General features: G+C 56.9%; 9 protein-coding genes. 2 read left to right on the top strand and 7 right to left on the bottom strand.

Going from position 1 to position 16,679, the window contains the following annotated elements; all coding sequences use genetic code 11:
- Positions 1-88: 88 nt before the first annotated feature.
- On the bottom strand, positions 89-907 hold the full coding sequence (locus ACR0LN_RS22225; protein ID WP_480432799.1) for a sulfotransferase family protein: 819 nt from the start codon (positions 905-907) through the stop codon (positions 89-91).
- A gap of 142 nt (positions 908-1,049) precedes the next feature.
- Here ACR0LN_RS22225 and ACR0LN_RS22220 point away from each other — a divergent pair, with 142 nt between their 5' ends.
- A complete protein-coding gene (locus ACR0LN_RS22220; RefSeq protein ID WP_480432798.1) occupies positions 1,050-2,627 on the top strand; it encodes a DUF5928 domain-containing protein in 1,578 nt (525 codons plus the stop codon).
- A gap of 36 nt (positions 2,628-2,663) precedes the next feature.
- Here ACR0LN_RS22220 and amaB read toward each other — a convergent pair whose 3' ends face one another.
- Entirely contained in the window at positions 2,664-4,160 is a 1,497-nt protein-coding gene (amaB, locus tag ACR0LN_RS22215; RefSeq protein ID WP_480432800.1) for an L-piperidine-6-carboxylate dehydrogenase, read from the bottom strand.
- 18 nt (positions 4,161-4,178) lie between these two features.
- Positions 4,179-5,285: a saccharopine dehydrogenase family protein gene (locus ACR0LN_RS22210; RefSeq protein WP_480432796.1), complete on the bottom strand. Its 1,107-nt coding sequence runs from the start codon at positions 5,283-5,285 to the stop codon at positions 4,179-4,181.
- Positions 5,286-5,688: 403 nt separating this feature from the next.
- Between ACR0LN_RS22210 and ACR0LN_RS22205 the strand changes: the two genes are divergently transcribed.
- The gene (locus ACR0LN_RS22205; protein WP_480432794.1) at positions 5,689-9,306 is read left to right on the top strand and encodes a flavoprotein; all 3,618 of its coding nucleotides are present in this window, start codon (positions 5,689-5,691) and stop codon (positions 9,304-9,306) included.
- Positions 9,307-9,442: 136 nt separating this feature from the next.
- Here the strand turns inward: ACR0LN_RS22205 and ACR0LN_RS22200 are convergent, their stop codons facing one another.
- From ACR0LN_RS22200 to ACR0LN_RS22185, 4 genes are all read right to left on the bottom strand, one after another.
- Entirely contained in the window at positions 9,443-10,159 is a 717-nt protein-coding gene (locus tag ACR0LN_RS22200; RefSeq protein ID WP_480432792.1) for a 5'-nucleotidase, lipoprotein e(P4) family, read from the bottom strand.
- Between the two features lie 253 nt (positions 10,160-10,412).
- A complete protein-coding gene (locus ACR0LN_RS22195; RefSeq protein WP_480432791.1) occupies positions 10,413-11,576 on the bottom strand; it encodes a hypothetical protein in 1,164 nt (387 codons plus the stop codon).
- 12 nt (positions 11,577-11,588) lie between these two features.
- On the bottom strand, positions 11,589-14,852 hold the full coding sequence (locus tag ACR0LN_RS22190) for an adenylate/guanylate cyclase domain-containing protein (protein WP_480432789.1): 3,264 nt from the start codon (positions 14,850-14,852) through the stop codon (positions 11,589-11,591).
- Positions 14,853-14,969: 117 nt separating this feature from the next.
- Complete coding sequence (locus ACR0LN_RS22185; protein WP_480432788.1) at positions 14,970-16,679, bottom strand: ABC transporter ATP-binding protein; 1,710 nt, start codon at positions 16,677-16,679, stop codon at positions 14,970-14,972.

The raw sequence follows: 16,679 nt of genomic DNA, 5'->3' as shown, positions 1-16,679 counted from the left end.
GCGCCGCGCAATGCGCGGCGCCGGGCCCAACCAGAGCAGATGTCTCGTCAGAGACATTGACAATGGGCGGGAGCGCCTACTTTGCGGATTAGTCGCCCAGCTTGGCGTGGACTTCGTCCAGATCGATTTCGCCAATCGGCATCTTGTTTGCTGGGTTCTCGAAGTCGTATTTGAACAGTTCGAAATCCTGTTTGTAGATTTCGTACACAAGATGCATCGATAAATCGTCGAAATAGTCTTCAACGGGATGCGCGCGTTTGGGTCCGTGTCCTTCTGACTCGTTGAACCTCGGGATTTCGGACAAATCAACGGCGTGAGGCGTGTCCAGATTGTCCAGAACACCCTGCATCCCATCGTTAAATTGTTCAGTCCAAAAGATGCGGTCATATCGGCCGCCGTTGACGATAAATGTGGAAATGTGACCGGACATAGCCGACCAGTGAATGTCAGGATCCATGGGTCTGCGCCACCGGATCGTGTCCCGAGCGAATAACAGAAACCTACGGAAGCTGGCGATCTGGTCAAACTCGCCTTGGCCGTCATCCCCACCAACTTCGATTCCGTAATTGTAGATCAGCGTCGGCACCAGATTCCCACGATAGCGTTTACCGTTGCGCTGGATGCCGCAAATTTTGTCAAAAAACGAACTCAGGATACGTGTGTACGGGTTACGCACGCAGGTAAACGCGTACGAGCTGTGATCCCGGACATTTTGGGCAATCGGGTCCTGACTGTCGTCAAAGGCCCATTTGTGCATCCCGTCCTGAGCGTCATGGATGTCACCGTCAAAGAAATGCCCGTGATCCGAGTAATACATGATCTGCCCTATGGTCGAGCAGGCACATTTCGGCACCACACGGTAAACCATGCTTTCGCTTTCGGTCATCCAGGTACCAGGAAAACCCATCTATTGCGCCTCCTCAACGGGTTAGAACTCGCTACACACGCTCGCTTTTGTAGCCAAAGAACCAAAAATATTCTGTTTATTCAATCGCTCATCCTCAGTATCAGGGTTGGACACAGGCAGAAACGGGTATCAAAGAGACACTATGGCAAGGATTGCCTATATTCTACTATGCCATAAAGACCCTGACGCGATCATCGCGCAGGCCGAGCAGCTTACGGCCGCAGGCGACTGCATGGCAATTCACTTTGACGCCCGCGCCAGCGCAGAGGCTTACGGTCGTATTCGATCTGCTCTGAAGGACAACCCGAACGTGACCTTTGCCGCAAAGCGCATCAAATGCGGCTGGGGCGAATGGTCTTTGGTGCAGGCAACACTGAACGCGTTGCAGGCCGCCGTGGATGCCTTTCCCCGAGCCACCCATTTCTACATGCTGTCTGGCGATTGCATGGCGATCAAAACAGCCGAATATGCCCATTGGTTTCTGGATCAGAACGAAAAAGACTTCGTCGAGAGCCACGATTTCTTTGCCAGCAACTGGATCAAGACGGGAATGAAAGAAGACCGGCTGATCTATCGGCATTTCTTTAACGAGCGCACCCACAGCCGATTGTTCTATGCGTCTTACGACTTGCAGAAACGCCTTAACCTAACGCGCAAGATTCCAGCCGACTTACAGATTATGATCGGAAGCCAGTGGTGGTGTTTACGCCGACGTACGGTTGAGATGATTCTGGACTTCCTGAAACAGCGCCCGGATGTGGTCCGCTTTTTCTCGACCACCTGGATTCCTGATGAGACGTTCTTTCAGACACTCGTTCGCCATCTGATCCCGAAGCAAGAAATTGAAAACCGCACCCCGACCTTCCTGATGTTCTCGGACTATGGGATGCCGGTGACCTTTTACAACGACCACTACGACATGCTGTTGGGGCAGGACTACCTGTTTGCGCGCAAGATCAGCTCCGAAGCACATGAGTTGAAAGAACGGCTGGGCAAGCTCTACGCCAGCGAAGGGGTCGAGTTCAAAATCTCGGACGAAGGGCGCAACCTCTATGGCTTCCTGACCGGGCGCGGGCGGGTTGGTCGCCGTTTCGGTCAACGCTTTTGGGAGGCTGGGAATACGCTGGGCCCCGAGCGTGAGATCTTTATCATTGCCTGCAAGAAATGGCATGTGGCCAAGCGACTGGTCGATCAGATCGTGTCCGAAACAGATATTCCCTGTGTCGAATACCTGTTCAACGAAGAAGACACGCCCCTGCCTGATCTGGGTGGGATCGAAACCAAATTGACCAAGCGTTCGCGCCACCGACGTGCCGTTGTGCGGATGCTGTTTGAGCATTTTGAAACCGACAGGCTGGCGATCTGCGTAGATCCGGCCAATCTGGATATCATTCAGGATTTCTGCTCAGACCAAGCCAAGGCCCATGTGCTTGAAATCGAATGTGAATACACCGACGATTATCTGATCGGTCACGCGCGCCGGGTCGGTCTGGCCGGGGAAAACACTCCGACTGAGACTGTTGCGCGTCTGGTGCCGACACTGCGGAATTCTATGGCCTATGAGTCTGAGCTGATCCGAGGGGCGGGGCTAGACGGATACTTGCGTATCCGAGAACGCAATCCACGCGTTGAAAACGAAGCCGCCGTTGCCGAGTTTCTGGGCGTTTCACGAGACAAAGCACAGGCCGTCATGCGGCTGGATTACCTGTTCGCGGATTGATCCGGCGGCACCCTTTGGCGCCGCCGGGCTGTTCGCTCAGATGTCGAATTTCACACCTTGCGCCAGAGGCAGCTCGGCGGAGTAATTCACAGTATTGGTCTGGCGTCGCATGTAAGCCTTCCACGCGTCCGAGCCGCTTTCGCGCCCGCCGCCAGTTTCCTTTTCTCCGCCAAATGCACCGCCGATCTCGGCCCCCGAAGGCCCGATATTGACGTTGGCGATGCCGCAATCAGAACCCGCTGCGGTCAGGAATTGCTCAGCCTCACGCATGTTCAGAGTAAACACACAAGAGGACAGACCCTGCGGCACGTCATTCTGCATTTCAATCGCGTCGTTGAAATCGTCATAGCCCATGACGTAGAGGATCGGGGCGAAGGTTTCGGTCTTCACCACTGCGGTCTGACCAGGCATTTCGACGATTGCGGGAGCCATATAGACGCCCGCCGGGACGCCCTCGGTCACGCGGTTGCCTCCGAATACAGTACCACCTTCGGCCTTCGCGGCCTCCAACGCGGCGGTCATTGCAGCACCCGAGGCTTCATCCACCAGCGGGCCGATCAATGTGCCCTCGGCCAGCGGGTCGCCAATGGGCAGACCAGCATAAGCCTTTTTCAAACGGCTCACCAGTTCCGCGCGGATCGAGTTATGCACGATCAGACGGCGCAACGTCGTACAACGCTGACCGGCAGTGCCAACGGCCGAGAATACAATCGCCCGCACTGCCATTTCCAGATCAGCCGATGGGCCAACGATCATGGCGTTGTTGCCGCCCAGTTCCAGTATGCACTTACCAAAACGCTGCGCCACAATGGGGGCCACGGCGCGGCCCATGCGGGTTGAACCCGTGGCAGAGATCACCGGCACGTCCTCGCTCGCCACCAGCGCCTCGCCCAGCGCGGCCCCACCGATCAGCGTTTGCAACAGGTGATCGGGCGCATCGCCAAACCGCGCCAGCGCGCGTTCGAAAATCTTCTGGCAGGCCATCGCGGTCAGCGGGGTCTTTTCTGACGGTTTCCATATGACCGGATCACCGCAGACTAACGCCAGCGCGGCGTTCCATGACCAGACCGCCACAGGGAAGTTGAAGGCAGAGATCACACCGACCGGACCCGCCGGGTGCCAGGTTTCCATCATCCGGTGGCCGGGACGCTCCGAAGCAATGGTCAGGCCGTAAAGCTGCCGCGACAGGCCAACGGCAAAGTCACAGATGTCGATCATCTCCTGCACTTCGCCCAGACCTTCGGACGTGATCTTACCGGCTTCCCAACTGACCAGCGCGCCCAAGTCGTCTTTGGCGGCGCGCAGTTCCTCACCCAACAGGCGGATCAACTCACCCCGACGCGGGGCAGGCACAGTGCGCCACGCTTTGAACGCGGCTTTCGCATTGGCGAAAACGGCCTCCATTTCGGCGGCTGGCGTCTCATGCAGTTCGGCCAACACAGACCCGTCGATCGGGGACGTCACTTTGAGGGTGCCGCCAGTCAGTTCGGCCTCGGTCAGGTCCAGGTTTGCAAGGGTGGTTTGCGCAGTCATCACGATGTCTTTCATATCTCATGCCGCCTTGTTCTGTTCGGTTACATCGCCAGCCCGATAGAGCCGGCCAAATTCGGTATTCAGGAAATCGGACAGGTTTACCTGCTCTTGCCGGACAAACCCTTTTGTGGGCAGCCCCCCGGTTCGCATCAGATCAACCACGCCCAAAACACCTGCGGCGGTGGTCACCTGAATGGCGCTCCAGACCTGTCCTTTGATCGTGCGGGCAAAGCTTTTGTTGATCAGAGATTTCTCACGCAGGGCCCCGTCGATCGTGCCCTTTGCGGTGCAATAGACCAGAACCACATCCTGATCGGTGCGCGGCAGTGCGGTCTCGAATATATCCTTCAGCAGGTCGCGGCGGCGTTCCAGCCCCAGATCCTTGAGCAACAGTTTCAGGATGTCGCAATGCCCCGGATAGCGGATCGAGCGATAGGACACCGCCCGCGCCTTGCCCTCCAACGTTTCAGGCAGCGTGCCGAGCCCGCCCGACGTGTTGAAGCATTCATATTCCACACCATCATGGCCCAGCACTTCGTAATCTTCCAGCGGCGCGGTTTTGACCCGTTCGCCATTCACGATGGCATCGCAGGGATTGCAGTATTCGTTGATCAGCCCGTCCGTCGACCATGTCAGATTGTATTTCAACGCATTGGTCGGATAGAGCGGCAAAGCCCCTACCCGCATGTGCAGGCTGTCCAAATCGTCAAACTCAGACGCCAGTGACGCCCCGGCAATGCCGACAAACCCCGGTGCCAGACCGCATTGCGGCATGAAGGCGGTGTCGCTGTCTTGGGCCAATTCGCGCACAACATTGGTGGCGGCCACATCTTCGGTCAGGTCAAAATAATGCGCGCCTGCCGATTTGGCGGCTTTGGCTATCTTCGGCGTCAGAAAGAACGGAGCGGCCGAGATCACGGCGTCAAACCCGGTCAGCCCTTGTGTAAGCTGGCCTTCATCTCCGACATCAATCTGCCGGGTTGCGATTCCTTGCTTGTTCAGCACCGCCAAAGCCGCCAAGTCACGATCGGCCACAGTGACCGAATAGTTCGAAGATGACTGCAACAGGCTGGCGATCATCTGACCGATTTTGCCCGCGCCTATGACACATATGTTCCAGCTCAAAACACGCCTCCTATTTCGTTTATTGAGATTATGGCGCGCAGGCTGTTCGATCCGCAGAGGGCATTTTGACGAAATCACGGATAGTTTTGTCATATCGTCGGTTTTTTTGGCTATTCGTCAGAGAAACAGTCCAACAGCGGCTTCGCTCAATTGAATGCGCGGTTGAAACTCGTTCAATCAAATCAACACTGTCGGTGATTTTTGCGCCCAAATAATATACGGTGTGGTCAATTGGGCCAATTTGTTCGCACCAATTCCTGCGGCCGTTCGGCCCGGCCAGCGCAGAATGCCCCGTCGGGCCGGTCATGGAATTCTGTTTGACCGAACACGGCCTGACGCATGCAGCACAACACAGCGTTGGTTCTTTGATCACATTCACGGTGAAGTTCAGGGGGGAACAGACGTGCCTAAAGATCCGATTGAAAACACAATTTCTTATGACCCGACCCAAGCGGACTGGGCGCTGATACATGACATCCTGCCAGCAGATGATCCTTCCAATATCCAGCCGCATTTTGAATGTTTCGAGGTGGCCGAGGATACGGTTCTGCCATCAAATGGCATGTATGTGGTCCTTAGTGGCGTTGTTCATTTACGTCAGGACGACACGGTTCTGGCCACCGCTGATACCGGCGACTATTTCTACGAAGAACATCTTGAGATTTTCGATATTCCCGTCAGCCTCGAGGCACTGGCTACGGCTGGCACCCGGCTGGCCTACCTGTCCAGCAACCAGTGGTTCGAAATTCCGGTGAAAATCCGCGAGGGGTGCTATTCAACTCTGTTCGGCGATCTGGTCAGCGTTCATCTGCAGAACTTTCAGCAACCCATCAACTGCTGCAGCGTAACAGCGGCGGCACTCAGCATGTCGGCGTTGGGGTTCAGCTGTGAGGTCAACGATATCTTTCGTGAATGCGCCCTGCCGACCTCGTTTGTGGTGAATGACGGCATTTCGCTGGGTGAGCTCTATGACGTTGCCTGCACCTTTATTCACTCGCAGGGCCTGCGCGAGAAGGTGCAGGTCCAAGCCTATTTCATGGATGAGGCAACAACCTCGGTCGAGTTGCTGCTTGAGGCCATTGACGAATCCAACCGGCTGGGTGGCGACAACGATATTCTGGTGGCGAATTTTCAGGTCGGCGTTGCTCATGGCAAACCGAACATGCCGGGCGGGCATTTTGCCATCATCGCCAAATGCAACCCAAGCACCGGATTGGTCCACATGATGGATGTGCATCCCGAAAAATACGGCAAGCTGTGGGTCACCACCGTAGATCGTATCTGGGCCGGAATGTCGGACCGCGACGGCACGTCGATGCGGTCGCGGGGCATCCTGCGGTTCTCGGCCCGTGAGGCGGTGAAAACCAACCTGCAGACGCTGCAGCAGGACTGCAACTATGTGGACAGCACACAGTATCTGGCCAAAGACCCCAAGAAACGGCGCAACCTGTTCCGGCGGGCCAGCCCGAACATGAACTCGCTGGGGGTACTGGCCGAAAGCCTTGCAATCCTGGGCGACGCGCAGGTCGACGAAGACAAGCTGCTGATCGCAACGCAAACCGATTTCACCGACGCGCTTAGCCGCGTGTCGACAGCAAAAGAAATGCACGCGTTGGCGCAGCGCTATCTCAGCCAGTCGCCCGATGTTCATCTGGGCAGTACGTTCCAAAGCTTTGCCACGCGCAATAACAGGGCAAGCAACGCGCCCAAAGATTGGTTCCGCGATCAGTTGCAAAGCCTGAACACACAGGAAGATCGTCACCTGATGATCAATATCGACTTTAACCGCGTGCTGGGGTTCGAAGTTATCCGCCCGCCAGAAAACGTGTACCGCGAAACCGCGCTGTTGGAAGAGTTCTGGTGCCTGTGTATCGCTTATGACGAAGAAACCGATCTGGTAACGGTGGTGGACATGAGCCCCGCCACCTCGCAGGTCTGGCAGGCCCCGCGCGAGCATATTTTCCGCGGCCTGCGTGACCTCAAGAACCCGGCCATGCTGGTAATCGAAGAACGCGAGCCGCCCGAGGACCCAACAGACGTGGTCCGCATCGTGGCACGCAATGAGATCGTCCTGTTCTACGCGGACGAGGACCCTTGGTCATATATGCTGCGCAGTATGTTGAACAATATCGGCATTACAACCGCGCGTCTGATCGACATCGAAGGCAGCGGTGCCAACGTGATGAAGATGCGGCGGCAGCTCACGGTGATGACCGGCAAGGAAAAGCCACCTTACCTGTTTTTCCAGGGCGAGTGTCTAGGGCGGCGCAAGGATATCGTTGACTCAGTATTGGATGGCAGTTTTCAGAAGAAGGTCAAAAAGGCCGGATTGCCGGTTCTGCTGCGCCATGAATCCCCCAGCCTGGACAAGAACATCTTCGGGTATCCCAAGGGCGGCCTGACGGACGCGCCCAGTGAAAAGCGCAACGTGCTGCTCTGCGCCTGCGGGTCTTCGGCAGCGGACAAGGTGCCGGATCTGGTCAAGCGGATTAAGGATGCGGGCCACAACGTCAAGCTTATCCCATCGGTATCTGCCGAAAAATTCTTTCGCGACATCGAAGTCGAGGAGGAGACCGGAAATATCAAGAAAACCCGGCCCAAAAAGATCGAGGACTATATCGCGCATCACGACTATTACCGCGACGATGACGAATGGAACTTTCGGTACACCGAATTCGGAATGCCCCTACGCGCCTCGCATCTAGCGCTGTGCGACTGGGCCGATTGCGTGATCGTCGCCCCGGTGACCTGCAACACGATGGGCAAGATCGCCAACGGTATTGCCGATAACCTGCTGACCTCGGTCTTTGTGGCGTGGCAGTACCGGAACAAGCCGGTGATCCTCTGCCCGGCGTGCAACACCAATATGTGGAACAACGTCACCACCCAGAACAATGTCGAGAAACTGCGTGATCTTGGGATTGATCTGGTCGGCCCGCGCAAGGGGCGGCTGTCCAATGGCATGATGGGGATTGGCATGATGGCGACCCCGGACCAGATCATGGAAGTTCTGGATGAAGCCTTCGAAGAGTTGGCCGATCAAGAGCACAATATCTGCAAATGGGCGCAAGAGGCCGCCGCCTCGGATGAATTTGCGCAGTGGAATCGGGTGTTCCAGGCCATCGACAGCGGCATGGCGGGAATCGACATTGTCGACGACAGCGATGGCGACACGCTGCTGCACTACGCCGCCGGTGGCGAAGGAGAACTGCACGAGAACGGCCAAGACCTTGGCAAGCCTGACCTTGAAGCCGCGCAAGCACTGATCGATCGGGGCATCAACGTCAACGCCACCAATGACCACGGCTTTACCAGCCTGCATGTGGCGGTGATGAACAACTCGGCCGAGATGGTAAAAGTCCTGCTGGGCGCCAAGGATATCGACGCCAGTTCCTGTATCCACTTCCTGCAAAACGCCCAAAACGTAAAAGTTTCAAAGGATATACGGGCAATGCTGGACGACTGGGCCAACACCCATACCCTGACCGAAATCGAGGAAGAGGACGAAGACGCCCTGATCGAGGATCGGGAAAAAACCTATCTCTATTTCACCTATGGGTCGTTGAAAAAGGGATTCCCCAACCACGATGCACATGCCGAGGTTCTGGATGATTTCGTGGGTGAGGCGGTGACGCGCCAGCGCATGCCCTTGATTGTTCCGCATGAGCCGCATTGCGACAATCCAAATTGCGGCTTCCTGCACCGCATGGCCACACTGGTCGACCAGAAAGGCCGGGGCGAACCGGTAAGGGGTGAGGTCTATCGCGTCTCGTCCACCGGGTTGAAAGAACTGGATCAGCTTGAAGGCTACCACGGTCCCGGCTCGCCCGAGAATGTGTATGTGCGCAAAAGGATCAAGGTGCTGATCGATGGCGTCAAAAAACCTGCCTACACCTATGTGATCGCGCATCCCACCAAGTATCTGGATCAATGGGAACAGGGCACTTCCGGTATAGTGGCCGAATACACCCTGGATATGGCCACGGGAACGCCCAAACCGGGTTATCACCCACCGGCCTAGACCTACTCAAGGAATGCCGCGCAGTTTGTTTTTGGGCTGCGCGAATATCGGATAGAAATCCCCCCTCCCAAACCGGTTGTGATTGCTCATCGCCAATCCGGGAGGGGGGCTTTCACTCAGCTCGTGCTGATTGAAGTTATTCGCCGTCCCACGCGCGTGTTGTCGCGGCACCAATAAGTTTTGCACGATTCTCGTCGCTTGCAGGAGGCTCAGACTCGCCATAGATCGCAGCGATCCAATGACCGTCCGTCGGGTTCGGGAAAATAACGTACTCTGCTCCGAACTTGTCTTTGTCTTCCTCCATTGCAGCAATGCGCCCGTCTACATCACCCTTGATGTAGTACTTGCGACGGAAATCGTTCAGGCTGTCGCCAAGAAAGACGACCACATCGTACTCCTGCAAAATCTCGTCCTGACGCTTTTCCTTGTTGGACGTGTCGGTCAGCACAGTCAGGTGCTCATCATCCGACCAAGGGAAACCCATGGCGAGGATGTTTTGCTTGGCAAATTCCCAGGTCGGCTCTCCCTGGTTTCGCGACGTGATATAGAAAATCTCCACGTCATTTGCGGCGGCATAGTCCAGGAATTCTTTGGAACCCGGCGTAGGCACCATGCCATTGGTCGGAATCCAGCTGTCCCAGAGGGGATCATTAAAAAATTCCTCGCCATCCTGCACAAGCCGCCCCCAGTATTCCAACGGATGGACCAGAGTGTCATCAAGGTCAGAAACGATGGCCAGCGGCTTGTCACCGTCCTTATGATCGTTCAGGGCGGCGTCCACGTGCATCTTGGCGACGTTGAAGCCCTGATAATACAAGGCACGATATTCGGCGGCGGTTTGTTTCCAAGCCACGGCGTAACCGAGTGAATTATGTTGGTTTACTTCATCTGCCAAAAGAGGCGATGCAAGTAGAGCTGTTGAAACTGCAACGTTACAAGCCAGCGATTTAAACATTGTGAAACCTTTCAAGTTTTCGACTTGGCGGCTTCTAGTGTCCTTTCAAGACAGAATTATGAATGGCAGAATGCGTTCCAAAACACTGCCGCCCAGTATCGCAATTGGCATTGATGGGCGTGGATCGTTTGGAATTTAAACCTATAGACTTTTAGTTCTGCATCTCGATCACGGCGTCAGCAGCGGGATCAGCCTTTAGGCTTAAATTGTAGGCCGTGATCACCACCATGCACAGCAGGACAAAGGGCCAGAACGCGGCTTTTGGGATCAGGTTGTCTCTATAGTGAATGAAGCGCAGCGACGGCACTGCCTCGGAGGCGAAAAGATAGGTGTTCACCGAGACCGCCAGCAGCAGGAAATACATCAGGAAAAAGAACGACTCCATGTATATCACCGGCGATCCGGCAAAGCCTTCGCGCAGTTGCACATGAGCCAGCAGGATCACGAAGAACAGGACCGAGCAGGTGCCGATCACGCTGGACGTGCTGAAATCGTGGCGTTCAACCAGATCGGGGCGGCGGGTGACGGTCATCACAGCCCCAAACAGCAGCATGGTCACCACGATCAACGGGATCATATGAACGATGAAGGCATTTCCGAAATTGCGCTTGATGACAAAGTTATAATGCAGCTCGGGTAATTTGGTTTGGAACTCGTTGCCCACAATACCCAGCGTAGTTCCCAGATCGGACTGGCGATAGTCAAAATAGGTATTCTCACGCTCCCATGTGCCCATGACGATGCGGGGGTCTATGCCAAAAATATCGTCGGGTCCCGTGGCGGGGTAGGCCGTAAAGTCGGGAATTAGAGCCACATCTACGTCGAATTCTCCTGGCCAGAACCGCACCCAGACGGTTTTGTGGTCAAACGGATAGCTGGTGTAATTGAAACTCTGGCGCAGGGTTTGTTCAAAATACCAGCCAATCAGCTCCGATCCGTCCTGATCCAGGCGATAAACCTCTTCGATCAGCCCATTTGCGGCGTCGGTGGCCTCGGGCAGGATGAACCCCACCTCGCCTTCGGCAAGTTTGATCGCATTATGGATGCCGTCTTCGTAGTGCTGCCAGATATAGCCACTGACATGCACGTCGCTGGCGCCGACAAAACTGAAGGATTTTATAAAAATACCGGTCCTCACCTGATACTCGGGCGCGTTACCCAGCCTTTGCAGGTAATCATCGACTGCGGCCTGATCGGGCAGCTGCGTCGGATCGCCCTCAAAATGGTTCAGCGCGACCAGAAGTCTGAACAGCAGGACAGCCAGACCAAACGTCAGAGCACCGGAAATCAACCAAACCTTCTTTTCGATACTCATACCGACCCCTGCCTAGTTCAACCGCCCGACCAGAGACTGGGTGATGCCCATTTCGGCGAATTTTGCACACAGCGCCTCAAAGTCCTCATGTGCGCTCATGGGGATACCCCAGCCGCCACACGCGGCCAGTACCTTGGTGTGCTGAATCGACAGATCCACCATCGGCAGAGGCTCATCCGCAGTGAACTTTGCCAACGCGTCGGCATACTCAACGGCCCTGTCCCATTCTTGCCGCGCCAGCATGACCGCACAGGCATCGGGGTAGAAATGCAGATGACTATGGCCCACACAGCCTTCCGCAATGATCTGAGCACCCAATTTCAGGTGCCGATCCTGTTTGTTAGGGTCTGTTTCAGCCATGGCCAGAGCCGACAGCGCCTTTGGCCCCACAAAATTCCGGCCATGTTCCAGCGCAATGTCGACAGCGCGCTGACCTGTCTTATGGGCCTGATCGGGCTGAGCTGCATAGACCTGTGTACGAGCCAGATGCTCCAGCGCCTGTGCCTCAAGCCGTTTGGCTCCTACCCGGTTGGCGATGTCTGCCGAAAGGGTAAATGTCTCCAACGCCTGATCCAATTCGCCCAGAAACGTGTGCGCCACCCCCAGACAGGTCTGCGCCACACATTCCGGGACAAAGGCAAAGTACTTCTGAGAAACTTCGATGGCTTCTTGCGCGTCCAGCTTTCCTTGCGCCACATCACCGGTATAGCTGCGCGCCACGCTAAGGTTATGCAGGTTTGCCGCCAGATCGCGGACCAGGCCTTTTTCCCGCGCGCGTTCCATGGCCTGCGTATAAAACCCGGCCGCCGTGCGCATCGTGGCATTCATGAAATTGGCATCACCAAACCCACTGAGCGCCCCAACCTCCAACCGCGCTGATTCCAGCTTGCGGGCCAGTGTTAGAGCCTTTTCGTTGCTTTTCAACGCGTCTTCAACCCGGCCCAGCGGGAAGTACACATTGCCCCGTACGTAGTTGATCTGCGCGACATCTCGTTCTGATCCGGTGCGCTCCGCCGCGATCTCTGCCTGTTCAAGGCTATCCAGTGCTTCGCTGTAAAGGCTGGCCTGACGCGCTGCTTGCGCCAGCCCGATATGGGCACGGCAGACTTGTTCGTCCGTTTCGGCCAAATCTGCGGCCTCTTTGAATTCGCGCAAGGCGTCATCCGACAACCCTTGCAAGCGATGCGTTTCACCACGGGCACAGAACAGATCAAACCGCACCCCGGACGGGGCGGGCAATTCCAGCGCCCGTTCGATCAAGGGGCTGGCCTCATCAAATTGAAAGGCTTGAATCAGCTTCTCAGCAGCTTCCAGATAGGCTTGTGCTGCGTTGGTCGCACCCGCCCGATCCAGATGCTGCGCTCGCAGAGTGGCGTCGCGATCCTCGAACCACTTTGCCGCCTGCCGGTGCAGCCGCGCGCGTTCGGATTTCACCAGCGTTGCATAAGACCCGTCGCGGATCAGCGCGTGGGCAAACATAAGATCGGTTCCTGCCTCGCGGATCAGGGCCGAGCGGATCAGGGTCGAAGTATCCAGATGCCCTTCGCCCAGCAGAAAGTTCAACACCTCGGGCGAGAATCGCTGTCCCAGCACCGATGCCGCCTGAATCGCCGCCCGGCTGGACCGGTCCAGAGCATCCAGTCGCGACTGAACAATGCCCTGAATGCTGCCAGGAACGGATTCCCGTTTCAGCACATCGATATTGCGCAGAAGCTGCTCCAAAAACAGCGGGTTTCCCCCCGCGCGCTGGACGCAGGCATCTAGTAATTCAGGGTCTATACCGGTGAATTCCTCGACAAGTTTGCGGGCCTGATCGTCGCCCATAGGCGCCAGTTCCAGCTTTGAAACCAGCGCCCCATCCGTGCCCATCTGCCATTCCCGATCAATCGGGTCGCCTTCGACACGGCTGGTCATCAGCAGCACACAAGGTAAATCCCGCGTGGTGGCCGCGATATGGGCGCAGGCCGTCAGAATTTCGGGGGCGGCCCAGTGAATATCTTCAATCTGGATCAGCATGGGCGCTTCGCGGCTGCGGGCTGCGATCAATTCATCAATCACCTGCCGTCGCCCACGCAGACGGGTTGCGTTGTCCATAACCGCGTAAACTTCGGCCAGGCCGGGGTCTTGCTCAAGCTCAAGAAGCGCGGTCAGATGGGCCGCGTTCGAGGGCGAGACCCAGCCCTTTGCAACCGCCTGTTTCGCTATTTCGGCGCAGGTGGCCGCGTCATCTATCGGCTCCAGCCCAAGAATGCCACGGGCAACGGATTGAATGGCCGAGTGCCCCTCGCGCGTGCCGAAATCCATGACCACACCGTTATGGATCGAATAGCCCAGACCATCCGCCATCTCGGCCACCTGCTCGGAAAGATGCGTCTTACCGATCCCCGGTTCACCCAGAACGATGTGCACCTCGCCTTTGCCGTGCTGCTTGCACCGCTCGAAAGTGGCCGAGAATAGCGACATCTCGCGCTCGCGCCCGACAAAGCGGTGCCGCCGCGATCGGATGTTGCGGGCCATGCGGTCCAATCGCCACAGTTCGACCGGTTCGTTCAGCCCCTTGATCGCCTTCTCGCCCATGGACTTGCCAACAAAAAGCGGCCCTAATGCGCGCTGAATGTCGTGGGAAACCAACGTCTCGCCCGGAACGGCCATGTCGGTGATGCGCGAGGCCAGGTTCACACCATCGCCGGTCACCGTGTATTCCGTATGCGCTTGGCTGCCCGTTGTGCTGGCGATGACCTGCCCCGAGGCGATGCCGATATGGCAGGACAGCGGTGGGTTCAGGCTGGGCAGGACGGAATGAATTTCCAGCGCCGCGCGGGCCGCCCGTTCGGTGTCATTGGTATGGGAAATCGGCGCACCGAATACGGCCATAACCGCGTCACCGATATGCTTGTCGATGCGACCACCAAACTTTTCGACCACGTGATCGACCTTGGCAAAGAACGCGTTGAGCAGCGCGTGCATGTCCTCGGCATCCAGTTCACTGGTCAGCTTTGTAAATCCGGTGAGGTCAGCGAACATGACTGTAACCTGCCGTTTGGCGGGCTCCAGCGGTGTTTCGGGTTCATAAGGTTGAACGGTTTCAACAGTTTCAAGCTCGGCAATCGCGCGCAGCAGCCTGCGGCGGTCTCCGACGGCGGTCACTCCGATTTCGATCAGGTCTTCGCCCGTCAGATCGGGCAAAATAGCGAAATCAATTTTGTTATCCAAAAAGGCTTGCGCGTATTCGGAAAGTCCAAGCGCGCCGAGCCAGTCCCTAAGGTCCTGAGACATGTCGCCCCTCTGAAGCCCCCAACTTCAGAGACAGTCCTAGCACAACAAACCCGCATGAGTCTGCAATGGTTAACAAAATTAATACTTATGTTCACGCATAAGCACGAAAAGGCGGCATTACACCTCGGCGCTTAGTCCCTCGGTCGACAGATCATCCAGCTTGGGCATCAGGCGCAACAACTCGCGGGCATAGTCGGTCTGCGGGTTGGCAAACAGGTCGTTGGTCTCTTGCAGTTCGACCACCTTGCCCTGTTTCATCACCGCAACCCGGTCGCACATCTGACGCACCACCGGCAGGTCGTGGCTGATGAACAGCAGCGTGAGGCCCAGATGTTCCTGCAAATCTTTCAGGATGTTCAGGATTTGTGCCTGAATGGACACATCCAGTGCGCTGGTCGGTTCATCACAGATCAGGAATCGAGGCTGTGTGGCCAGTGCACGCGCTATCGAAATCCGCTGCCGCTGCCCACCCGAGAATTCGTGCGGATATTTCAACCCGGCCTCGTGGCCCAGCCCAACCTGATCCAGCAACTCATCTACGCGGCGCTTTACGTCATTGCCTTCCATCAGGCGGTGATGGCGGATCGGTTCAGCCACGATCTCATCCACCCGCATCCGGGGGTTGAGCGAAGAATACGGGTCCTGAAAGATCATCTGTATGTTCTTGCGATACGCATCCAGCGCGGCCTTGTTGGTCAGATCGCTGACCACCTGACCCTCAAATGTGATGGTGCCGCCATCCACCGGGTAAAGCCCCGCAATCATCCGGGCAACGGTGGACTTGCCCGAGCCCGACTCGCCCACGACGCCAAACACCTCGCCCGCGCGAATGTCAAAGCTGACCTCGTCCACGGCAGTGAAATAGGTGCGGTCCCACGGCAAAAGGCCCTTCTTTTGCAGGAACTTCTTGGTCAGGTTGCGGATTTCGAACACCGGTTTGGTGGTGTCATTGTCCACCTTGGGCCAGTGGCGCGCCATGTCCTCGATAGCGAACCGGGTCTCGCGCCCGCCATAGCTGATCTGCGGGAAGCGGTGCAGTTTCAGCGTCGGGCGCGGCACGGCAGCGATCAGCGATTTGGTGTATTCATGGCTGGGCTGGCCCATGACCTGAGACGTTGGTCCGGTTTCCACCACCTTGCCCGCATACATCACCGTCACCTTGTCGGTCGTATCGGCGATGACGCCCATGTCGTGGGTAATCAGGATAACGCCCACCTGCCGTTCGCGTGCCAGTTCCTTGATCAGGTCCAGAATCTGCGCCTGCACCGAGACATCGAGGGCCGTGGTCGGCTCATCCGCGATGATCACATCCGGTTCGGTACACAAGGCCAGCGCAATCACCACACGCTGCCGCATCCCGCCCGAGAATTGGTGAGGATACTGATCCAGCCGCGTATCCGGGTCGGGGATACCCACCCGGTCGATCAGGTCACGCGCACGTTGGTTGGCCTCGGCGTCCGAACCGCCCAGATGGGCCTGAATGGTCTCAACCAATTGCTCTCGCACCGTGAACAATGGGTTCAGCGAGGTCAGCGGGTCCTGAAAGATCATCGAGATCTTCTTGCCGCGCAACCCACGCATCGCCTCAGCGTCCAGACCGCTGATCTGATCGCCGCTCAGCTTGATGGTGCCACTTGCGATCCGTCCGGGGCGGTCCAGCAGGCCCATGATCGCAGCGCCGATTGTGGATTTACCCGCGCCGGATTCGCCCACCAACCCGTGAATTTCACCGGGCTCAACAGACAGGTCCACGTGGTCCACAGCGGTGAACAATTGGCGGCGGGTCGGGAATTCGACCGTCAGGTCATTGATCGTCAGAAGGCTCAT

The sequence above is a fragment of the Ruegeria sp. AA6 genome (assembly GCF_056542865.1).
Note: the sequence above shows the minus strand (reverse complement) of the source record. Positions and strands in the feature narration are given on the sequence as shown.